We start from the raw sequence: 18,000 nt of genomic DNA, 5'->3' as shown, positions 1-18,000 counted from the left end.
CTCACTTTCCACGCAAATGCAATTCGGGAAGGGCGCACAGCTTCGGTGGGAGAAGTAGGTACCGGGGCCGCGCTCCCGGACGGCCGCCAACGTTCTGGGTTCAGCGGTAAACTCAAGCCCGGATCTCAAGCCACGGGTTGAGAAAGAGAAAACACGATGAACAGGGTCCACAAGGAGATCGCAAAAACGGCGGGTATCTACTACCTGCAGGCCATTGCTTTCGCGCTTGCGAGTTATCTGATCATGTATTTTGCTTACGGCGGTGTGCGTCTTTCCCTGCTGATGTGGTCGGCGATCGTGGTTGCGGTGTTCACTTTGTTCTACCTGCCGGCTTTGGTGCGGAACATCCGATTGGCCAAAGCGATCGACAGGAACCGGGAGCGTGGTGGGATGCCCTAGCGGGCGTCGACGCGGTCCTGACACGCGTCGGCTATGCTCGCTCGCCATCGCGTGCAGGAACCCAGCGCATGCCCTCCACCCGAAAGCGTACCCAATGCGCGCTGTGTCGCGACGCCGAGCCGCTGTCGTTCGCGTTCAGCTATGCGTTCCAGCCCATCGTCGATATGCGCACAAGACAGGTCTTCGCCCATGAGGCCTTGGTGCGCGGACCGGCAGGCGAGCCTGCTAACTCGGTGCTGTCCCGGGTCACCGCCGATAACTGTTACGTGTTCGACCAGGCATGCCGTGCCAAGGCTATCGAGATCGCCGCGCGGTTGAGGATGCCGTCGCATCTGTCGATCAACTTCCTGCCCAACGCCATCTACCGGCCCGAACTGTGCATCCGCTCCACCCTCGAGGCCGCGCAACGACACGACTTCCCGGTCGAGCGGATCATCTTCGAAACCGTTGAAGGCGAGCAGATCAATGACGGCAAGTGGCTGGCCGAGATCCTCACCGAGTACAAACGGATCGGCTTCAAGACGGCCATCGATGATTTCGGTGCCGGCTTTGCCGGCCTGAACCTGCTGGCCGATTTCCAGCCCGACATGGTCAAGCTGGACATGGGCTTGATCCGCGGCGTTGACCGGAGCGCCTCACGGCGCGCCATCGTTGCCGGTGTGGTGTCCATGTGTGCAGCGCTGACAATTGATGTGATCGCCGAAGGGATAGAAACCGCTGACGAGGCACGCTGCCTTTCCGATCTCGGCATCGAGCTGATGCAGGGATACTGGCTTGCTCGTCCGCGTTTTGAAGGCGTAGTGACCGAGGACGAGCTTACCGGGGCGATGTAAGGTCGCCTCACGGCCTCAGGCTGTCGGTACGGTGCCGCCATCGATCGTGTACTCCACACCGGAGATGGACGACGCGCGGGGCGAGACCAGGAATGCAATCAGATCGGCTACCTCGGCCGGCCGGGCAGGGCGCCCCAGCGGAATGCCTCCCAGCGACTGCATGACCTGCTGTTTGGCACCCTCATAATCTGTGCCTGCATTGGACGCGATCCGCTCGACGAATGCGATCGCAGCGTCTGTCTCGATCCAGCCCGGCGACACGCGGACCACGCGCACCCCCTTGGGAGTGACTTCCTTGGATAGGGCCTTGCTGTAAGTGGACAACGCTGCCTTCGCAGCGGCATAGGCAATCGTCGCATCATGCAGCGGCAGTACTCGCTGGATCCAAATCACGGACACTATGGTCCATACTTGCCGGGTGGGCTATGAACACTGAATATTTCACTATTTCTATACGAACATGGCATCCGTTTATGCCCGCTGAAACTCTTATTGCAGCCATAGGTCTGGAGCCAGATATAGCTTACAGCGTAGGATCAAGGAGGACGAATCCGTTGGGAGAACTTCTTGATGGATTCTATCGAACAAGCTATTGCACATTCGGCCTTCTAAGGAAAGCCCCTGGTGATTTTACCGAGGCGCTCGCACCACTGCTCGATCAGCTGGAAAATAACCAAAGCACTTTCCACCATATCGCCTTTACTGGCGGGCGAACCGAGCTGTACGTCGGCGTTTTTGTCGAAGGATCCAGCGGCTTCACGCTTGGAACTGCTGATATGAGGCGCTTGGCCGAGCTTTCACTAGAGCTGTCGATCGAGGTCTATCCGTAGACGGCTACATCGAACTGAATTGCCCAGCGTTTCGTGTAGGAGGTCAGCATGCGGTTCGATAACCGCACCTGGGCGATAACTAGCATTTATCGCAGCTCTTCTTGAAAGAGCGGCTGTGACCCTAGAGCGCGCAAGGGAGCGATGACTCAGCCCGCCATCTTCAATTCGTAGCGCCGCCTTGCCGAGAGGGGTGAACGGATCTTGGCGGGCTTCTCCGTGCAGCCAAGAGCGAAATCTAATCACGGTGATTAGGGCTCGTTATCAGGGGTAGGGCAGAGGTCTTCTACTGGCCGAAAGCGGACTCGGCAGATTAGCGGTGAGATTTCGGCAGCTGGGTGACCAGAGATAAGCTTTTCGGCGAAATCTGGTTAATCAGGTACAGGAGACACCGTACTTTTACTGGCTTCCCCTGCGTAGAACACCAGAGGCGGGCGCTCTGCGCATACCCCAGCATCGTGGCATCGGCCCACCGCACGGGAACTGCCATGGCAGACCAAACGCACCGTTCGCCCACGTCTGCATCAGATGAAACCGCGGGCCCCATGCCGGGCACGCGACTGACCGAAGCCTATGCCCGATCGGCGGCGCGAGACGTGTACTTCTGGGCATGGCCGATGGTGAACATTTACAACCGTCGGGTGAACTTCCAGTCACTCCCTGGCCCGGGCCGGCTGGGAGGGGTCCTGCCGGCGGCGCCCCCCAACCAGCTGAGCATGCTGACCGACTATGTCGCACCGAGCGAACGTGAGGTGGCGTGCCCCAACCAGGACGTGGTGTATGGCGGCGGTCCACTGGCGTTGGACATTGAACCGGTCGTCCTGCAGGTGCCGGATTTCGGCACCCGCTTCTGGGTGTACCAGGTGGTCGACACGCGGACCGACAGCTTCGCCGAGCTGGGCAGCATGTACGCAACGCCGCCGGGGTTTTACCTGCTGGTGGGGCCAGACTGGAAGGGGGAGCCGCCGGAGAAGATCAACCGTGTCTTCCGCAGCACCACCTTCAGTGGCTACGCCATACCACGCGTCTTCCTTGACGACACTGAAGAAGATCGACAAGCGGTGCAGGCACTGTTGAGCCAGATCGACATGTACCCACTGTCACAGTTCGATGGCCGCATGAAGACACGCGACTGGAGCAGCACGCCGGACTTTCCCGCGCCCCCGCCGCAACCGGATGGCAGCGAAGCGCCCAAGGTGGACCCGGCCACGTTCTGGGATGAATTGGCCACGGTGCTGGCCGACACCACGCCGCTTCCGGGCGAGCAGGCCCAATACGCAAAGGCCTTGGCGCTGGTCGATGCCGCTGCACGTGACCCCGCCCTCAAGGCGACGATCACCGACGAAGCTGTACGGACCGAGCGCGAACTGATCGCACCGCTGCTCGAGTTCCGCAACTTCGGAATTCCGTTGCCGGGCAACTGGACCACCATCCGCAACGGCGCCCGATTCGGCACCGACTACTTCAGCCGCACTGCAGTAGCCAAGTCGAACATCTATGTAAACAAGCCGAACGAAGCGACCTACTTCTACCAGGACCTCGATGCCAACGGCGCGCGACTGGACGGAACCCAGCGTTACACCGTTACTTTCGCCAAGGGCGAGCCCCCGGTGAAAGGATTCTGGTCGCTGACGCTGTACGACGCCCAGCACTTCTTCTTTCCCAACCTGGTTGACCGTTTCTCACTGGGCACGAAGAACCAGGACCTGGTCCGCGGGGCCGATGGCAGTCTGACCTTGTATGTGCAGCCGGACCCGCCAAGCGACCCGGCATTGCAAGGCAACTGGTTGCCATCGCCGAGGGGGGCTCCGTTCTCGCTGTATGTGCGCACCTACTGGCCGGATGCGGCCATCCTGGATGGCGCGTGGTCGCCTCCCGCCGTGGTCCCCGCTGGAGAGAAAACCGCATGAACGGAACCGCCTGCGCCTCCTTGATCGTGATGCTGTCCGTAGCCTTGACCGGCTGCAACCGCAGTCCACAACAGAGCAGCACGCCCAAGCCGGCGCCCGTCGCCACCACCGCACCGGAGAAACCGGCGGGAGCCCGCGCCTACTCGGACCAGGACATCAGCGATGCCTGGATTTACCTGCTCGGCCGGCTGCTGGTGCTGCGGCAGCAGAAGGCGGACCTGGCCGAGGGCATGAAGTGGAACGAGATTGCCCACCGCAAGCCGGGTGCCGTGGACTGGCCCAACCCCAACCTGGACGTTGCGTACTCGGAAGCCTGGGTTGCCGTTGACGAAAACAGCTGCACGGTTGTGACCGTGCCGAAGATCAGTGGTCGCTACTACACCGTGCAGTTCCTCAACGGCTGGGGTGAGACGGTGGCAAACATCAATGAACGCACCCAGCCGGCACAGCCCTCCGGGGAGTTCGCCATATGCCTCACCGGTGCAGCCGCGGCGCTGCCGAAGGGCGTGACCCGCATCGATGTGCCGGTGAAGTACATGCGCATGCTGGCGCGGGTGGAGCTGGGTGATGACTGGAACCAGGCAGTCTCGCTGCAGCACAAGTTCGCACTGCGCGCGACCGGCGCCCCGGGCACCCCCTCTCTGCCACCCGTGGTTGCCTTCGACCAACAGCACCTGCCGGGTGCGGATGCGTTCGACAACGTGGTGCAGGTGCTCGATAGCGAACGTGACATCAACCCCGGCATGGAGCCGGTGGCCGCCAAGGCACGCGCCATCGGCGCCGGCATCCAGGATCCAGCAGAGCGGGCACGGGTTGAGAGGGTAGTGCGCGAGAAGGCACAGCGAGATCTGCTGAAGGCGTCGCCGACCGTCGGCCACGGCACCCTGCGCAATGGCTGGGCCAGGCCCGCAGTGGCCGGAACTTACGGAGATGACTGGCTTGGCCGGACGCTGGTGAACATGGGCGGCATCTGGGCCAACCGTATGGACGAAGTGGTGTACTACAAGGGGAACCTGGATAGCACCGGCACCCAGCTCAACGGGGACAATGCCTACACCATGACCTTCCCGAAGGATGCGTTGCCACCGAGTTATGCCGACTACTTCTGGTCCGTGATCGCAGTGGATCCGGTGTTCGCCCGCGTGCTGCCGAACCCCAAGAACCGGTTCCTGCTCAACCGCGAATCCGGACTCAAGCACAATGCCGACGGCTCGCTGACGCTGTATTTTGCACCCGAGAAGCCCAGTGATGCGCCGGACCAGAACTGGCTGCCCACACCCAAAGGCAAGGACTACCGTCTCACCTTCCGATTCTATGGACCAAAGCTGGGAGTGAAGGACGGAACCTACTACCCGCCAGAGTTGCTCAAACAGCCGACGCAACGCTGATCGGTCAGCTGACGCTGTTCAGAGGACCGCCCGATTGTGGAAGTGCCGTGACAAGGAGTGGCGCCATGTTGCAGCCTATCTTGACCCGAAAACCCTCTCTGTCGCGTGGTCCGGCGTCCCTTGCGGTATCGATTGCAATCGCGTTGGCACATCTTCTCAGTCAACAGGCCCAAGCAGCCCCACCGCCTGACGCGCCTCCGCCAGACGTCCCCGAGGTAACCGGGAGCGGCACTCTGCTCGGCACCACGCCAGGTGCACCGCAGGGCTGCTTTGGCGTGACCACCAATCCGCGCGGGCTCTCCCTGTGCGATGGCGGCACCTACAACCTGCCCGATGGGGCCATCACCCAGACCGTCTGGGATGTGGTGCGCGTGGCCTATGGCACCACCGCCACATTCACCGGCTACCAGGCGGTTGCCGAACGTCCCGCAGGCAGTTACTTCAGCCCCATCACCGTGTTCAGCGGGCCAGGCGCCGCCTATGCCCCTGCAAACGCGACCTTCGTCGATTCCACCGTGTACATGGCGCCGGAACGGCTCGCCAACGCCGTGGCCAGAGATGTTGGGTAGCCTCGAAAAGGCACACTCAGCCACTGCGGCGGCAATACAGATGGCAGACAATCACCGTGGCCGACAAGGACACGAATTAGGAACAGCCGCCGTAGTAGCCCATCAGCCAGACTGCGTCTTTACATAATATACATTCCGGCCTTAGCTGAACCCGTCAAAACCGTTGCTGCAGTAGGCGCTGCGGCTATTCCGGCAGCGATCGTTACGACCATCGCCGTTGCCGCCAGCTTTCGCCATAGAGCCTTGACTCGCGGGGTGGGGGCCGTCTCAATCTCATGGTCTGCGACGGCCTTTCGCACGTCCCATCCCAGCGCTTGGGCGCAGCCAATCACCGCGTCCACGTCCATCGTCCTGATGCCGGTGCAGTAATTGTTGAACCTCTGAACGCTCAGTCCTGCACGCCGGGCTAGGGCTGCCTGTGACTCAGCCGGGAAGGCCTGCCGCAGTCCTTCGATCAATTTTTCTTGGGTCGTCATATCCACGCCTGTTGACATTGGCATCCACGTCCGTTTATACAGTGCTCAGTATCCACGAGTGTGGATACACCCCGTCCCGGCTCCCCTAGGCCGTGGCGGGGTACTAGGGGCTGGGGGAGGGGCATGTCATGGCAACGATGCGCGTGATTAAAGTGTCACCCGGCTCACTTAATGACCGATTCAATCCTTGTCGCGATGACACCAGCAAGCGCATCAACGCCATCGCAAAGGCGCGCCGCGTTGTCCAACATCCAGTCGTAGTGAATGCAGTTCCCCCGGGCCAGGCGCTTGGGGGGGTTCTCCAAGGCAAGAAACTCAGTTGCGACGGCGGAGAGCGCAAACGCCCAAAACTCTACTTTCCCAGCAGCGGCCTCCAATTCGCTATCCGCATCGACATTCGTCAGGTCGAGCTTAATTCCCCCGCATCTCGACTCGATTGCGATAGCCACAATTCTTGCTGCGTTCCTCCCTGCGTTCCCCTCTTTGTCCAGTTCCAAAAAGCGTCCAGCGAACCGCTTGAGCGATCCGGCTTGGAGGCTCATAACCCGCAACTGCCTTGTTTGGGCAGCGTACTTCGCATCCCTTTGCGCTTTTCCCTCGCGGTAAGTGAGAGTGCAAGCCGCAATGCCGATAACCCACGTGCCGAATGCAGCTACCCAGTCCGCCCTGCTGCCAGCTTCTGCACCAAGCAAAGTCCAAGTGACTATCGATCCAGCAAGAAAGCTCACCGCGATGAAAGCGGGAAGGTTCCTTCTGTATCCCTCCGACGTAACCTCACTCATGCGCGCCCTCGTGGCTTCTCCGTAGATATCGGAATTCTCGCATGAGCGCCGTCGTCTGCGTCGGCACCCTGATTGGGGCTTCCATCTGCGTCGCCCTCGGCGTGGTACGTATTGGCTCTTGGGCTATCGACCGCAGGGAAGAGCAGGGCACCAAGGCAATCCGTGACGCCGCATTCGTCGCCCAGGCGTCAGCCGAGGTGCGCCGGTGATCTTCATCCTCGTCCTGTGTGTCCCGGCACTTATCTGGCTTTACAGGTACATACGCAGCGGCCGGGGTCCGTTCGAATGACCGGCCATTGCAACTTCTGCGGCGAGCCTACCGTCTACTTCTTCGCAGGCGGTCTTTGTGCTGCCTGCACCGGCAAGAACGCCCGTATCAAGCTGGAAGGGATGACGCCTGCGCCGCGCCCGGAGCTTGCCGCGTTCGATGACGCCATCGGCGTGATGCACGCCTCCGCACGCCGCACCGAAATGGCCTCAGAGGCCATGCAGCGCAACAAGCGCGCGTCTGGTGCTTCGCTCAAATCGTACCTCGCAGCGGCTCCGGTCGCGTTGACCGCTGAGGGCCGGCGCGAAGCGCTGGCCCTTGGGCTTGTCCATTACAAAACAAGTGACAACGGGCCGAAGCACGGCCGTCTGTCCATCGAAATCGACCCGCTGCTGGCGCGGGCGCAACGGCTGCGCAAGTCCGTAATCACGAGTGCACGACTCCATGACCAAGAAGCCAAGAAGGGATCGCGCCGTGGGGCGTGGTACATGCTCACGCTCACCTACCGAGACGGAAGCCGTAGCGGCCCTCGTGACGTTAGCGAGCTACTTAAACGCATGCGGGGGCACTTCAATGGAATTGTCGCTCGGGCCAGACGGTTCGCGGGTGAGGTGTTCCGTTACCTATGGGTCGGTGAGCTTACCCAGCGTGGCCGACCCCACTACCACCTCCTAATTTGGGTGCCCAAGGGCATCTATTTCGGCAAGGTCGATCACCGCGGTTGGTGGCCGCACGGCAGCAGCCAGATTGAGAAAGCGCGCAACGCGGTGGGGTATCTCGCCAAGTACGCATCGAAGTTCACCAGCGTCATTGCTGCTGCGTTCCCCAAGGGATTTCGCACGCATGGTTGCGGTGGCCTCGACACAGAATCCCGCCGCGAACTGCGGTGGTGGAAAGCCCCCGTATCGGCACGTGAAGCGCTCGGCACTGAAGCCGACATCCGTAAGTGCCAGGGCGGCTATTTCGACAAGCTCACAGGGGAGTTCTGGCCGTCCCCATGGCGAGTGACCTTTGCATTCGGCCGGACCATCGCTTGGAAGGTAATCCCACTATGAAAGTCGAAGTCATCAGCGAAAACATCGCCGTCCGTTCGTTCCCCGCCCGCGAGGGCAAAGCAGCCACGGTGTTCCGTGAGCAGAAGGCCGCAGTGCTGCGCCCGGGCGACCACCCGCTTCCGTTCAAGATGACGCTGGATGAAGACCAGCAGCCCTACAAGGCGGGCGTCTACGATCTGTGCCCCACGTCGCTGGAAAACAGCAAGTTCGGCGGTCTGGAGTTCGGTCGCCGCATTCGACTGCTGACGCCGTCGCCCACGCCCGGCCCGATCAAGCCGCAACCGTAATTTTCAGGAGTTCCCATGGAAGAGACCGTTCTCACGCTGTACTGCAAACAGGCTGATTTCGATGCCTCGACCGGGCAGTGTGCGTATCCCTTCTATGGACCAGCGCCGATGCTTCTTCCGCCCATCGACGTTGCCGAAGGCCTCGCACTGTCAGCCGCAATTGCTGGTATGTGGGGCGTCGGATACATGATCCGGCAAGCCCGCCGGGTCTCAGGCGGTTAACCACCATCGAGAGAGAGTCATGAACAAGAGCATCAACCTGCGTTCCAAGGTCCGCAACGTCAGCATCAAGGCCGCAGCGGTCGTCACCACTGCACTGGTTTCCGTTCCGGCGTTCGCTGGTCCGCTGGCCGGGGCCGCTACCGATGGCATGGATGTGGCGGAACTGGGCCTTATCGGCGTCGCCGTTCTCACCATGGCCGGCGTGATCGCGCTCATTCGTGCGGGCCGAAAAGCGGCTGGCGGCTGAGGCCAGGTCAACAGTAGGGGCGGGGAAACCCGCCCCTTTTTCTATTCAGGGGATGGGTCATGGCATACGCCGGGTATTTCGTGATGATTGGGTTTCTGGGGGGTCTATGGCTTGCACTCGACGGTTGAGCATCATCCTTGGATATGTTGTCGCCATAGGTGGTCTGCTTTTCGGCGTTGAGCAGGCCAGTGCCGCCAACTGCGCTTCTTACGATGACCAGTGCACCGAGGGGGCAGCAAAGCAGGGGGCACTTGCATGGAACGGTGCTGCTGCTCGCTGTAGGGCCATCATTGGTCCCACGGGTACTGCTGGTCCTAATCAAACTGTGCGAACCTCTGAGTCGTCAACTCGCGGCTTCTATGTCGTTAATGCTCGCTGCTTCGATAAGGGTGTGCCAGCTAGCGAGGTGTCACCTGTGTCGCCGGCCCAGATGCAGTGGTTCTACACTAAAACGTGTAGCGCAGAACCTTCCTACACCGGTACCGGCCCGTGGTCGAGCGGTGGAAGCGCCAAGAACGGTAGCCTCGGCTGTCGCAACGGTTGCGACGGGATGTGGTCGCGCAACGCAGATTCTTCCATGACGTGGTCGGGCACGGGCCAGTCTTGTCCGGATAATGAAAAGACCAACTGCGAAAACTACCCGGACGGCTACTACTGGAACGCCACTCTCAACGTGTGCGAACCGCCGGAAGGAAAGTGCGTCGGTCGTCCTCAGAATTCGCTCGGTCAGTGTGCGCCGGAGCCGTGTCCCGCTGGCATGGCGCAGCAGCCTGACGGCACATGCAAGAACAAGGACAACGAATGCCCAGCAGGACAGATCAAGTCTCCTGACGGCAAGTGCTTGCCCGGCGACGGCCAGTGCGCTGAAGGTGAAGTGCGCGGCAAGGATGGCACCTGCAAAAAGGACAGTGACGGCGACGGTCAGCCTGACGATGGGGAAGAAGGCGGCGAGGGTTCGGACGGTAAGAAGAAAGACGAATTCTCCGGCGGTGACGATTGCAAGACGCCGCCCACGTGTAGCGGTTCTCCAATCATGTGCGGGCAGGCACGTATTCAGTGGCGCATTGACTGCAACACCCGCAGGAATCGCAACATCGCTGGCGGTGCGTGTACGACGCCTCCGGTGTGCACTGGGGAAAAATGCGACGCGCTTGAGTACAGCGGTCTGCTCATGCAGTGGCGCACTGCCTGCGCTACCGAGAAACTTGCCCAGGGCAACAATGGAAACGGAGGCGCCCAGCCGGAATGGACCAAGGTCGGGGGCATGTCCACCGATCCCGGTGCAGGATCGTCACCTGATGATTTGAAGGTTCTGACCACAAAGACCCTTAGCGTCTCTGACCTCGATCAGTCCGGCATCGGCGGTGGAGGTTCATGTATGGGTTTTGCCTCCGGCGGGAGCAATGGCATCACCTCCGGGTTCATGTCGGCCATCTCCACGCCCCCTCCGTTCTTCTGCCAGTACATCGCGCAGATCAAGGCCCTGATCATCACCATTGCTGCGGTCGCCGCGGCTGTCATCCTCGCGCGAGGTGGTAACTAATGCCTCAGATCATTGCGGCCCTCGTAGCCCTTCTTGTCTCGGCCGCACGGCAGTATCTGCCCGGCATCGCTGGCCGAATCCTTCTCGCCCTCGGAATCGGTTTCGTTACCCATGAGATTGCCATGCCGTCGCTCAAATCATTGGTTGAGTCGAAGTTCGGCGCGCTTCCACCTGTCCTGCAGGCCTATTGGGGTGCAACTGGCATTGGCGTGGCCGTGACCATGATCCTTTCTGCATGGATTGCCGGGCGCGCGCAGAAGGCCGTGTTAAGCAAGCTGGGGAGCAAGTAATGGCGCTCTATCTCGTTACCGGCCAGCCAGGACACGGCAAGACTGCATATGCGCTGGACAAGGCGTTCAAGTTCCAAAAGGAGGGGAGGGCGATCTTCGCTCACGGCGTAAAAGACCTCGACTATGCCAAGGCAGGGTGGACGTACGTCGATGACCCGAAGAAGTGGGAGCAGCTACCCGATGGCGCTGTCGTCTTGCTCGATGAGTGCTACACGGTTTTCCCGAATCGGAATCCGGGCGCTGCTGTACCTGCGCACGTGCAGGCTATGGCCACGCACAGGCATCGCGGCTTTGACTTCATCATGATCGCGCAACAGGGGTTGCAGCTTGATCCATTTCTGCGCGGCCTATACGAAGAGCATGTGCATGTCCGACAGACCTCGATCATGCGCAGCAAGACAAAGCTCAAGCGCTGGAACCAGTATCAAACTAACGTGCAGGTCAAGTGCAGCGACGTCGTTGACTGGGTGAGGCCAAAGTACGTCTTTGACTATTACACGAGCACCACACTGGTAACCACCAAGCGAAGTATGCCGATGTGGATGCGTTGGCTAGTGGTTGCGACACTGGTGCTTGCTGTGATTCTGCTCGGCATCAAATGGAAATTGCAGAAAAAGATCGAGGACTATTCGGCTGTTCCTGCCGCTCAGCAACCGATGGGCGCTGGACTGCCCGTGACTGCCGCCAGCGAAGCGGGGGCGGGCGCGGGTGGGCCAGTGACCTACGCAAGCACCGCCGAGTACGCAAAGGCGCACTTGCCCCGCATCGGAACCATGCCCTGGACAGCGCCGATCTACGATCAGCGTGCGATCACAACCGATCCGCAGTTGATTTGCATGTCGAGCATGGAAGGCCTTGACGGCAATGGAAAGCGCTCTGAGGCGTCGTGTACGTGCATGACAGAGCAGGGCACCCGGTACGACCTTTCGCAGCCTGAGTGCCGCACCCTTGCGCGCTACGGGCCTGTTTACAACCCGTACAAGCAGCAGCGCGACATGCAAACCTCGGCAGGCTTGCCCGCCTCTGCACAGGCCCAGCCTGCGACTGTTCCCGTTCCGGTGATGCCGACAGGCGGCGACGCGATAATTACCGTTGGAGAGCGTCCCATCGGCACGTTCCCCGAATCGGTGCAGAACCGCTACAGCGGCAGCTAGCATGGGTCGTTGGGTACGTCCCGCCAACCACCCTGGATTCGCTGAAGCCTTTTGCCGCTAATGCATCGTTCGCCTTGCCGTAGCGGATTTGGTGCCACGTACACGGGCGTCCTGTCGAACGCTTGTTCCATCGAGCGACGGAACGCCCTAGCTTCCGCCTCCGCTTCCCGGGTGAGCTTCGCTACGTCTGCGTCGAATTTCGCCTGTTCGGCCTTTGTCATGGGCCGGGTCAGCTCCGCCGTAATCGCTGCTGCCTGCCTGCGGGCATTCCATTCGATCAAGCCCATGATGATGAGAATGGCGGCCACGACGCCCCCGGCGATGTATCCCCAAGGCGGGCCGCTTGTCTGCTGCGCTACATGACGAACCCGGTCGCTGCGAAATTGAAGGTCCGTCACGTCCGGCGCGCTGAATGTCGGCTCTTGCCGTTCTCTGTCCATGAATCCCCCTAGATTGCATCCTGCTGGCATTCTAGCCGGGGTGTAGGGGCGGCGCCCCTACGGAGACGCTCTCAGCCAGCAGACCGCCCGAAGTGCCGGTCACGGAAGTCGCCCAGGTCTACAACGACGACCTTCACCATCTGGCGCTGACCGGCTTTTCGCTGTCCGGCCTCGGCCTTGCGCCGGGAGGCGAACCCGGCGACCCTGAGTTCCATCTGATCGCGCCATGCCAGCCCGGCGATCCGTTCGGGGGTCATGCGGTCGCCGTCAGGGCTGACTAGGTAGTTGCCTCTGACGCTCCAGCCCGCGAAGGGGCCGGTCAGGTACTGGCACATGCATCAATGCTCGCTTTGTCCTTGGAACCACGGAGAGGCAAGAGCGATGCCAGCAGCAGGCGGATCAGGCCCGCGTAGTACCGGCCAACGTTTAACATAATATACATTATGCGAAATGCCGTTTGGCAGTCTGAGACTGGTCTGGCTGTGGATCCGAGCCTTGCCTCCCTTGACGAAGCAGGTAAATCTGCAACCCGGCGCCACGTAAATCTGCAATTACTTCAAGCAAAGTGCGTTCAAAGACGGCGCAGCAGTTCGTTTGTGTTCCCACAATGGCAGCTCGATCCAGCCAGTGCTTCTGGACATGGGAAGCGCCAGAATGGCCAACAGGTAATAGCTGCTGGCCCACGCAATGATCTGGCCCACTCCCAGCGCAACGATCAGCCGGGGCAGCTTTTGCGGCTGCTTGGACGCGCTTTGCATGCTCGCGAACTCTCCCTGCCACTTAGCAACTCAGCGGACGCGCTTGCCGTCCTGATCGATCACCACTTCGCCATCTTCCTTGGTAAAGGGCTCGTGCACTGCTGGCAGGATGTCCAGAACCACCTCGGAGGGCCGGCACAGGCGCGTGCCCATGGTGGTCTGGACGAAGGGGCGATTGATGAGAATAGGATTGGCCAGCATGGCATCCAGCAGTGCGTCCTCGCTCAACGCGGGATCGTCCAGCCCCAGTTCCAGATAGGGTGTGCCTTTCTGGCGGATTGCACCGCGAACATCCAATCCGGCGGCGGCAATCAGCTCGACAGGCCGCGTTCGGCTGGGTGGGTTGACCAGGTACTCAATGACTTCAGGCTCAATGCCGGCGTGGCGAATCAACGCCAAGGTGTTTCGCGAGGTGCCGCACCTGGGGTTGTGATAGATGACAGCGTTCATGCGCTCTCCTTGTCATTCAATGCGGTCTCGACGACGCCGGCCGCGGCGGTGAGCGCGGCCGCTTCGACAGCCCCATTTCGTTCGCTGTAGCGATCAACCAGGTAGTCACTGCGGCCACGCACCAGGAGGGTGAACTTGACCAGTTCTTCCATCACATCCACGACGCGATCGTAGTAGGCCGAAGGCTTCATGCGCCCCTCGTCATCGAACTCCTGCCAGGCCTTGGCCACCGAGGACTGGTTCGGAATCGTGACCATCCGCATCCAGCGGCCGAGAACGCGCAACGCGTTGACCACGTTGAAGGACTGGGAGCCACCGCAGACCTGCATCACTGCCAGGGTGCGACCTTGGGTCGGGCGTACGCTGCCCTCTTCCAGCGGTAGCCAGTCAATCTGGTTCTTGAACACGGCAGTCAGCGTCCCGTGCCGTTCCGGGCTGACCCACACGTGCCCTTCGGACCACAACGAGGCCTGACGCAGCTCCTGCACCTTGGGGTGGGAGGCGGGCACCGAATCGAGCATCGGCAGCGCATGCGGATCAAACACTCGGGTCTCTGCGCCCAGATGTTCCAGCAACCGCTGTGCCTCCAACGCCAGCTTTCGGCTGAACGACTGCGGGCGCAGGGAACCGTACAAGATCAGGATGCGAGGCCGGGTGCGGCGCGGCATTCGGCTCGCTCAGCTTTTCGGCCACCGGAGGGTTCAAGGCGCCCGGGACGACATTGGGAAGGTGTTGCATGGGGGGTTGTCCTGCTTATTCGATTCGACTATTCTAGAATCATGGAACATAAAAACGCAACTCACGCCCTGGCCGCCCTGGGTCACGCCACCCGGCTTTCCATCTTCCGCCTGCTGGTCCAGGCCGGAAGTGGCGGCAAGCTGGCCGGCGACATCGCCCAGTCCCTCTCCCTTCCCGGCGCCACCCTCTCCTTCCATCTGAAGGAGTTGCTGGCCGCTGGCCTGATCACCGCCGAGCAGCGCGGTCGCACCATCTGCTACCGGGCCGAGTTCGAGGCAATGAGCGCGCTGGTGGCCTACCTGACCGAAAACTGCTGCGCCGACGAACAAGCCTGCGAACGTCCTGCTGGCTGCTGACCTTCCCCCGTCATAGAGATCGCTCAAATGACCCGTCGTGTTCTGTTCTTGTGTACTGGCAACTCCGCCCGCAGCGTGCTTGCCGAATCGACCCTTAAAAAATGGGGCGAAGGCCGCTATCTCTCCTTCAGTGCGGGCAGCCAGCCGGCCGGTCGCGTCAATCCCTTTGCCATTGCCCAGCTGGAGCGCGAAGGATTCCCGGTCGAGGGCATGCGTAGCAAGTCCTGGGACGAATTTGCCGAAGCCGATGCCGCTGCCATGGACCTGATCGTCACCGTGTGTGACAGCGCGGCCGCCGAGGCGTGCCCGGTGGTGTTTGGTGACTTCGCCCGCGTGCATTGGGGCCTGTTCGACCCGGCCGGCGTGGAAGGTTCGGATGCCCAGAAGGCAGAAGCCTTTGATCGTGCCCATCAGATCATCAAGCGACGCCTGCAGGCCTTCCTGGAGATTCCTGACAGCGCCTGGGACGACCGCGTGGCGCTGAAGGCCCGCCTCGACCCGATCGCGCAGATTGACTAAGCGCTTTTCCGAGACCTGCCATGACTACCGATTCCCCCCGCCTGTCCTTCCTGGACCGGTACCTTACGCTCTGGATTTTCCTGGCGATGGCCCTGGGCGTCGGCTTGGGCACGATGTTCGAAGGCGTGCCCAGCGCGCTCCACAGCCTGTCGATCGGATCGACCAACATCCCGATCGCCATTGGCCTGATCCTGATGATGTATCCGCCGTTGGCCAAGGTGAAGTACGAAGAGCTGCCCAAGGTGTTCGCCGACAAGCGCGTACTGATGCTCTCGCTGGTGCAGAACTGGATCATCGGTCCGTTCCTGATGTTCGGCTTGGCGGTGCTGTTCCTGCGCGACTACCCCGAATACATGACCGGCCTGATCCTGATTGGCCTGGCACGCTGCATTGCCATGGTGCTGGTCTGGAACCAGCTGGCACGCGGCGACAGCCAGTACGTGGCCGGCCTGGTGGCCTTCAACTCGATCTTCCAGATCGCGTTGTTCAGTGTGTATGCGTGGTTCTTCCTGTCGTGGCTGCCGCCGGTGTTCGGGCTGCAGGGCAGCGTGATCGACGTCAGCTTCTGGACCATTGCCGAGGCGGTGCTGATTTATCTGGGCATCCCCTTCCTCGCCGGGTTCCTCACCAGCCGCTGGCTCAAGACGCGCAAGGGCGTGCGTTGGTATGAAGATAAGTTCCTGCCGGCGATCAGTCCGATCACGCTGGCGGCGCTGCTCTTCACGATCGTTGCCATGTTCAGCCTGAAGGGGGGCGATGTGCTGCGCATTCCGATGGACGCAGTGCGCATCGCGATCCCGCTGACACTCTATTTCATCATTCAGTTCGTGCTGAGCTTCTTCATGGGCAAGTTCATTGCCAAGGACTATCCGCGCACGACCGCGATCGCCTTCACTGCTGCTGGCAACAATTTCGAGCTGGCCATCGCCGTCGCCATCGCCGCCTTTGGTCTGGCCTCGCCGGTCGCCTTCGCTGCAGTCATAGGTCCGTTGGTGGAGGTGCCGGTGCTGATCCTGTTGGTCCATGTCGCCCTGCGGCTGGGCAAGCGCTACTTTCCTGCCGACGCACGGAGTCATTGAGTCATGAGCACGACCCGACACATCCCGCTGTTGATCCTCGGTTCCGGCCCGGCCGGCTGGACCGCCGCCGTCTACGCCGCGCGCGCCAACCTCAAGCCCGTCGTGATCACCGGCCTGCAGCAGGGCGGCCAGCTGATGACCACCACCGAGGTGGACAACTGGCCTGGAGATGCACACGGCCTGATGGGCCCGGACCTGATGAGCCGCATGCAGGCGCATGCCGAGCGCTACCTGGATGCAGTCAAAATCTCCGATCAACAGCAGCGTAAGAACGCCGCCTGAGCGCGGCGGCGCGAGGGAGCACAGATGGACAGCGTTGATGTGGTGGTAATTGGAGGTGGCCAGTCGGGTCTTTCAGCCGGCTATTTCCTGCGTCGCAGCGGGCTGTCCTATGTGATTCTCGATGCACAAGCGTCGCCCGGCGGCGCATGGCAGCATGCCTGGCAATCGCTGCATCTGTTTTCCCCGGCGGGCTGGAGCTCCATTCCCGGATGGCCCATGCCCGCCAGCCAAGGCCCCTACCCTGCGCGTGCGGAGGTGCTGGCCTACTTGGCGCGGTACGAACAGAAATATGCGCTGCCGATCATTCGCCCCATCGGCGTTCAACGAATCACCCGCGTCGGCGAACGGCTGCGGGTGGAGGCCAGCGACGGTCGGCAATGGTTGGCGCGGGCGGTGATCAGCGCCACCGGAACATGGGGAGAACCCTACACGCCCGAGTACGAGGGGCTGGACTCCTTTGCCGGGATCCAGCTGCACTCTGCCCACTACAGTACCGCTACGCCTTTTGCCGGAATGCGGGTGGCCATCATGGGCGGTGGCAATTCCGGTGCGCAGATTCTGGCTGAAGTATCGATGCTGGCTGAAACCACCTGGATCACCCAGCACGCACCGGCTTTCTTGGCCGATGACGTCGATGGCCGCGTGCTGTTCGAACGCGCCACCGAGCGATGGAAGGCGCAGCAAGAAGGCAGGGAGCCCGAGCTGCCGACAGGTGGTTTCGGCGACATCGTGATGGTGCCGCCGGTGCTAGACGCGCGGGCGCGAGGGGTACTCGCCGCGGTCCCACCGCCTGCCCGCTTCTCCCCCGCCGGCATGCAATGGGCCGATGGCACCGAACGGCCGTTTGATGCGGTGATCTGGTGCACCGGCTTCCGCCCGGCGTTGTCGCACCTGAAGGGTTTGGACCTTGTAACCCCGAAGGGCCGGGTGGAGGTCGACGGCAGCGGCCTGCGCGCGGTGGCGATGCCCTCAGTTTGGTTGTTGGGATACGGGGATTGGAATGGTATGGCCTCTGCCACGCTGATTGGGGTCACGCGTTACGCACGCGAGGCCGTCAGGCAGGTCACTGACTATTGCGTACCCAATGACATCTAGCGAAGACCCGTGTCGACAGTAGCCCCGGCGCTG

At 61.5% G+C, this 18,000-nt stretch carries 26 protein-coding genes and 1 pseudogene; 19 read left to right on the top strand and 8 right to left on the bottom strand.

Annotated elements, in window-relative coordinates:
• The first annotated feature begins 156 nt into the window (after nucleotides 1-156).
• Nucleotides 157-399: a hypothetical protein gene (locus ABE483_RS02140; protein ID WP_313211000.1), complete on the top strand. Its 243-nt coding sequence runs from the start codon at nucleotides 157-159 to the stop codon at nucleotides 397-399.
• A 68-nt stretch (nucleotides 400-467) separates the two neighbouring features.
• Nucleotides 468-1,232 carry an EAL domain-containing protein gene (locus ABE483_RS02135; RefSeq protein WP_346481009.1) on the top strand — a complete coding sequence of 255 codons (765 nt, stop codon included), beginning with the start codon at nucleotides 468-470 and terminating at the stop codon, nucleotides 1,230-1,232.
• A 15-nt stretch (nucleotides 1,233-1,247) separates the two neighbouring features.
• On the opposite strand, the gene ABE483_RS02130 is transcribed toward ABE483_RS02135, so the two are convergent.
• Complete coding sequence (locus tag ABE483_RS02130; protein ID WP_346481008.1) at nucleotides 1,248-1,625, bottom strand: SDR family oxidoreductase; 378 nt, start codon at nucleotides 1,623-1,625, stop codon at nucleotides 1,248-1,250.
• Nucleotides 1,626-1,657: 32 nt separating this feature from the next.
• On the opposite strand from ABE483_RS02130, the gene ABE483_RS02125 reads away from it, so the two are divergent.
• From ABE483_RS02125 to ABE483_RS02110, 4 genes are all read left to right on the top strand, one after another.
• On the top strand, nucleotides 1,658-2,062 hold the full coding sequence (locus tag ABE483_RS02125) for a DUF4279 domain-containing protein (RefSeq protein WP_346481007.1): 405 nt from the start codon (nucleotides 1,658-1,660) through the stop codon (nucleotides 2,060-2,062).
• A gap of 485 nt (nucleotides 2,063-2,547) precedes the next feature.
• Nucleotides 2,548-3,969 (top strand): DUF1254 domain-containing protein, encoded by a 1,422-nt coding sequence (locus ABE483_RS02120; protein WP_346481058.1) that lies wholly within the window; start codon nucleotides 2,548-2,550, stop codon nucleotides 3,967-3,969.
• The gene (locus ABE483_RS02115; protein ID WP_346481006.1) at nucleotides 3,966-5,357 is read left to right on the top strand and encodes a DUF1214 domain-containing protein; all 1,392 of its coding nucleotides are present in this window, start codon (nucleotides 3,966-3,968) and stop codon (nucleotides 5,355-5,357) included. The genes ABE483_RS02120 and ABE483_RS02115 overlap by 4 nt, the downstream gene beginning before the upstream one ends.
• A 65-nt stretch (nucleotides 5,358-5,422) precedes the next feature.
• Nucleotides 5,423-5,926, top strand: coding sequence for a hypothetical protein (locus ABE483_RS02110; protein ID WP_346481005.1), 504 nt, complete (start codon nucleotides 5,423-5,425; stop codon nucleotides 5,924-5,926).
• Between the two features lie 119 nt (nucleotides 5,927-6,045).
• Here ABE483_RS02110 and ABE483_RS02105 read toward each other — a convergent pair whose 3' ends face one another.
• Entirely contained in the window at nucleotides 6,046-6,402 is a 357-nt protein-coding gene (locus ABE483_RS02105; protein ID WP_346481004.1) for a DUF3693 domain-containing protein, read from the bottom strand.
• A gap of 164 nt (nucleotides 6,403-6,566) precedes the next feature.
• The gene (locus ABE483_RS02100; RefSeq protein ID WP_346481003.1) at nucleotides 6,567-7,184 is read right to left on the bottom strand and encodes a hypothetical protein; all 618 of its coding nucleotides are present in this window, start codon (nucleotides 7,182-7,184) and stop codon (nucleotides 6,567-6,569) included.
• 41 nt (nucleotides 7,185-7,225) lie between these two features.
• On the opposite strand from ABE483_RS02100, the gene ABE483_RS02095 reads away from it, so the two are divergent.
• From ABE483_RS02095 to ABE483_RS02060, 8 genes are all read left to right on the top strand, one after another.
• Entirely contained in the window at nucleotides 7,226-7,393 is a 168-nt protein-coding gene (locus ABE483_RS02095) for a hypothetical protein (RefSeq protein ID WP_346481002.1), read from the top strand.
• Nucleotides 7,394-7,574: 181 nt separating this feature from the next.
• Complete coding sequence (locus ABE483_RS02090; RefSeq protein ID WP_346481057.1) at nucleotides 7,575-8,507, top strand: replication initiation protein; 933 nt, start codon at nucleotides 7,575-7,577, stop codon at nucleotides 8,505-8,507.
• The gene (locus ABE483_RS02085) at nucleotides 8,504-8,794 is read left to right on the top strand and encodes a single-stranded DNA-binding protein (protein ID WP_346481001.1); all 291 of its coding nucleotides are present in this window, start codon (nucleotides 8,504-8,506) and stop codon (nucleotides 8,792-8,794) included. Before ABE483_RS02090 ends, ABE483_RS02085 begins: the two co-directional genes overlap by 4 nt.
• 15 nt (nucleotides 8,795-8,809) lie before the next feature.
• Entirely contained in the window at nucleotides 8,810-9,016 is a 207-nt protein-coding gene (locus tag ABE483_RS02080) for a hypothetical protein (RefSeq protein ID WP_346481000.1), read from the top strand.
• Between the two features lie 19 nt (nucleotides 9,017-9,035).
• Complete coding sequence (locus tag ABE483_RS02075) at nucleotides 9,036-9,263, top strand: hypothetical protein (RefSeq protein WP_346480999.1); 228 nt, start codon at nucleotides 9,036-9,038, stop codon at nucleotides 9,261-9,263.
• 550 nt (nucleotides 9,264-9,813) lie between these two features.
• The gene (locus ABE483_RS02070; protein WP_346480998.1) at nucleotides 9,814-10,806 is read left to right on the top strand and encodes a hypothetical protein; all 993 of its coding nucleotides are present in this window, start codon (nucleotides 9,814-9,816) and stop codon (nucleotides 10,804-10,806) included.
• Entirely contained in the window at nucleotides 10,806-11,096 is a 291-nt protein-coding gene (locus ABE483_RS02065) for a DUF2523 family protein (protein ID WP_282261737.1), read from the top strand. The genes ABE483_RS02070 and ABE483_RS02065 overlap by 1 nt, the downstream gene beginning before the upstream one ends.
• Entirely contained in the window at nucleotides 11,096-12,250 is a 1,155-nt protein-coding gene (locus ABE483_RS02060; protein WP_346480997.1) for a zonular occludens toxin domain-containing protein, read from the top strand. The genes ABE483_RS02065 and ABE483_RS02060 overlap by 1 nt, the downstream gene beginning before the upstream one ends.
• Here the strand turns inward: ABE483_RS02060 and ABE483_RS02055 are convergent.
• The 5 genes and pseudogenes from ABE483_RS02055 to arsH all read right to left on the bottom strand — a co-directional run bounded on the left by ABE483_RS02055 (nucleotide 12,247) and on the right by arsH (nucleotide 14,636).
• The gene (locus ABE483_RS02055; protein ID WP_346480996.1) at nucleotides 12,247-12,690 is read right to left on the bottom strand and encodes a hypothetical protein; all 444 of its coding nucleotides are present in this window, start codon (nucleotides 12,688-12,690) and stop codon (nucleotides 12,247-12,249) included. The two genes, ABE483_RS02060 and ABE483_RS02055, sit on opposite strands and share 4 nt — an antisense overlap.
• 71 nt (nucleotides 12,691-12,761) lie before the next feature.
• Nucleotides 12,762-13,025: a DUF3653 domain-containing protein gene (locus tag ABE483_RS02050; protein WP_123729278.1), complete on the bottom strand. Its 264-nt coding sequence runs from the start codon at nucleotides 13,023-13,025 to the stop codon at nucleotides 12,762-12,764.
• A gap of 216 nt (nucleotides 13,026-13,241) precedes the next feature.
• Nucleotides 13,242-13,448: a hypothetical protein gene (locus ABE483_RS02045; RefSeq protein ID WP_346462336.1), complete on the bottom strand. Its 207-nt coding sequence runs from the start codon at nucleotides 13,446-13,448 to the stop codon at nucleotides 13,242-13,244.
• A gap of 30 nt (nucleotides 13,449-13,478) precedes the next feature.
• Nucleotides 13,479-13,898, bottom strand: a complete 420-nt coding sequence (gene arsC, locus ABE483_RS02040) for an arsenate reductase (glutaredoxin) (protein WP_346480995.1) — start codon at nucleotides 13,896-13,898, stop codon at nucleotides 13,479-13,481.
• A pseudogene (arsH, locus tag ABE483_RS02035) lies at nucleotides 13,895-14,636 on the bottom strand (arsenical resistance protein ArsH). The gene arsC and the pseudogene arsH overlap by 4 nt, the downstream one beginning before the upstream one ends.
• 41 nt (nucleotides 14,637-14,677) lie before the next feature.
• Here arsH and ABE483_RS02030 point away from each other — a divergent pair.
• Genes ABE483_RS02030 through ABE483_RS02010 form a run of 5 tightly spaced genes read left to right on the top strand, consistent with a single transcriptional unit; the run spans nucleotide 14,678 to nucleotide 17,967 of the window.
• Complete coding sequence (locus tag ABE483_RS02030; protein ID WP_046272489.1) at nucleotides 14,678-14,992, top strand: metalloregulator ArsR/SmtB family transcription factor; 315 nt, start codon at nucleotides 14,678-14,680, stop codon at nucleotides 14,990-14,992.
• Nucleotides 14,993-15,019: 27 nt separating this feature from the next.
• Nucleotides 15,020-15,511, top strand: coding sequence for an arsenate reductase ArsC (locus tag ABE483_RS02025; RefSeq protein ID WP_346480994.1), 492 nt, complete (start codon nucleotides 15,020-15,022; stop codon nucleotides 15,509-15,511).
• Between the two features lie 20 nt (nucleotides 15,512-15,531).
• Nucleotides 15,532-16,590: an ACR3 family arsenite efflux transporter gene (gene arsB, locus ABE483_RS02020; RefSeq protein WP_346480993.1), complete on the top strand. Its 1,059-nt coding sequence runs from the start codon at nucleotides 15,532-15,534 to the stop codon at nucleotides 16,588-16,590.
• Nucleotides 16,591-16,593: 3 nt separating this feature from the next.
• Nucleotides 16,594-16,872 carry an FAD-dependent oxidoreductase gene (locus ABE483_RS02015; protein WP_346480992.1) on the top strand — a complete coding sequence of 93 codons (279 nt, stop codon included), beginning with the start codon at nucleotides 16,594-16,596 and terminating at the stop codon, nucleotides 16,870-16,872.
• A 24-nt stretch (nucleotides 16,873-16,896) separates the two neighbouring features.
• Nucleotides 16,897-17,967: an ArsO family NAD(P)H-dependent flavin-containing monooxygenase gene (locus ABE483_RS02010; protein WP_346480991.1), complete on the top strand. Its 1,071-nt coding sequence runs from the start codon at nucleotides 16,897-16,899 to the stop codon at nucleotides 17,965-17,967.
• Nucleotides 17,968-18,000 lie beyond the last annotated feature (33 nt).

It is taken from the genome of Stenotrophomonas sp. TWI602, assembly GCF_039674045.1.
Lineage (GTDB): Bacteria > Pseudomonadota > Gammaproteobacteria > Xanthomonadales > Xanthomonadaceae > Stenotrophomonas.
The sequence above is the reverse complement of the archived record's forward strand: the minus strand, read 5'-3'. Positions and strand labels throughout refer to the sequence as shown.

What these genes read in the sequence shown, in the direction of transcription:
- ABE483_RS02140 (WP_313211000.1), top strand. Translation starts at nt 157, where the DNA reads ATGAACAGGGTCCACAAGGAGATCGCAAAAACGGCGGGTATCTACTAC.
- ABE483_RS02135 (WP_346481009.1), top strand. Translation starts at nt 468, where the DNA reads ATGCCCTCCACCCGAAAGCGTACCCAATGCGCGCTGTGTCGCGACGCC.
- ABE483_RS02125 (WP_346481007.1), top strand. Translation starts at nt 1,658, where the DNA reads ATGAACACTGAATATTTCACTATTTCTATACGAACATGGCATCCGTTT.
- ABE483_RS02120 (WP_346481058.1), top strand. Translation starts at nt 2,548, where the DNA reads ATGGCAGACCAAACGCACCGTTCGCCCACGTCTGCATCAGATGAAACC.
- ABE483_RS02115 (WP_346481006.1), top strand. Translation starts at nt 3,966, where the DNA reads ATGAACGGAACCGCCTGCGCCTCCTTGATCGTGATGCTGTCCGTAGCC.
- ABE483_RS02110 (WP_346481005.1), top strand. Translation starts at nt 5,423, where the DNA reads ATGTTGCAGCCTATCTTGACCCGAAAACCCTCTCTGTCGCGTGGTCCG.
- ABE483_RS02105 (WP_346481004.1), bottom strand. Translation starts at nt 6,402, where the DNA reads ATGACGACCCAAGAAAAATTGATCGAAGGACTGCGGCAGGCCTTCCCG.
- ABE483_RS02100 (WP_346481003.1), bottom strand. Translation starts at nt 7,184, where the DNA reads ATGAGTGAGGTTACGTCGGAGGGATACAGAAGGAACCTTCCCGCTTTC.
- ABE483_RS02095 (WP_346481002.1), top strand. Translation starts at nt 7,226, where the DNA reads ATGAGCGCCGTCGTCTGCGTCGGCACCCTGATTGGGGCTTCCATCTGC.
- ABE483_RS02090 (WP_346481057.1), top strand. Translation starts at nt 7,575, where the DNA reads ATGACGCCTGCGCCGCGCCCGGAGCTTGCCGCGTTCGATGACGCCATC.
- ABE483_RS02085 (WP_346481001.1), top strand. Translation starts at nt 8,504, where the DNA reads ATGAAAGTCGAAGTCATCAGCGAAAACATCGCCGTCCGTTCGTTCCCC.
- ABE483_RS02080 (WP_346481000.1), top strand. Translation starts at nt 8,810, where the DNA reads ATGGAAGAGACCGTTCTCACGCTGTACTGCAAACAGGCTGATTTCGAT.
- ABE483_RS02075 (WP_346480999.1), top strand. Translation starts at nt 9,036, where the DNA reads ATGAACAAGAGCATCAACCTGCGTTCCAAGGTCCGCAACGTCAGCATC.
- ABE483_RS02070 (WP_346480998.1), top strand. Translation starts at nt 9,814, where the DNA reads ATGTGGTCGCGCAACGCAGATTCTTCCATGACGTGGTCGGGCACGGGC.
- ABE483_RS02065 (WP_282261737.1), top strand. Translation starts at nt 10,806, where the DNA reads ATGCCTCAGATCATTGCGGCCCTCGTAGCCCTTCTTGTCTCGGCCGCA.
- ABE483_RS02060 (WP_346480997.1), top strand. Translation starts at nt 11,096, where the DNA reads ATGGCGCTCTATCTCGTTACCGGCCAGCCAGGACACGGCAAGACTGCA.
- ABE483_RS02055 (WP_346480996.1), bottom strand. Translation starts at nt 12,690, where the DNA reads ATGGACAGAGAACGGCAAGAGCCGACATTCAGCGCGCCGGACGTGACG.
- ABE483_RS02050 (WP_123729278.1), bottom strand. Translation starts at nt 13,025, where the DNA reads ATGTGCCAGTACCTGACCGGCCCCTTCGCGGGCTGGAGCGTCAGAGGC.
- ABE483_RS02045 (WP_346462336.1), bottom strand. Translation starts at nt 13,448, where the DNA reads ATGCAAAGCGCGTCCAAGCAGCCGCAAAAGCTGCCCCGGCTGATCGTT.
- arsC (WP_346480995.1), bottom strand. Translation starts at nt 13,898, where the DNA reads ATGAACGCTGTCATCTATCACAACCCCAGGTGCGGCACCTCGCGAAAC.
- ABE483_RS02030 (WP_046272489.1), top strand. Translation starts at nt 14,678, where the DNA reads ATGGAACATAAAAACGCAACTCACGCCCTGGCCGCCCTGGGTCACGCC.
- ABE483_RS02025 (WP_346480994.1), top strand. Translation starts at nt 15,020, where the DNA reads ATGACCCGTCGTGTTCTGTTCTTGTGTACTGGCAACTCCGCCCGCAGC.
- arsB (WP_346480993.1), top strand. Translation starts at nt 15,532, where the DNA reads ATGACTACCGATTCCCCCCGCCTGTCCTTCCTGGACCGGTACCTTACG.
- ABE483_RS02015 (WP_346480992.1), top strand. Translation starts at nt 16,594, where the DNA reads ATGAGCACGACCCGACACATCCCGCTGTTGATCCTCGGTTCCGGCCCG.
- ABE483_RS02010 (WP_346480991.1), top strand. Translation starts at nt 16,897, where the DNA reads ATGGACAGCGTTGATGTGGTGGTAATTGGAGGTGGCCAGTCGGGTCTT.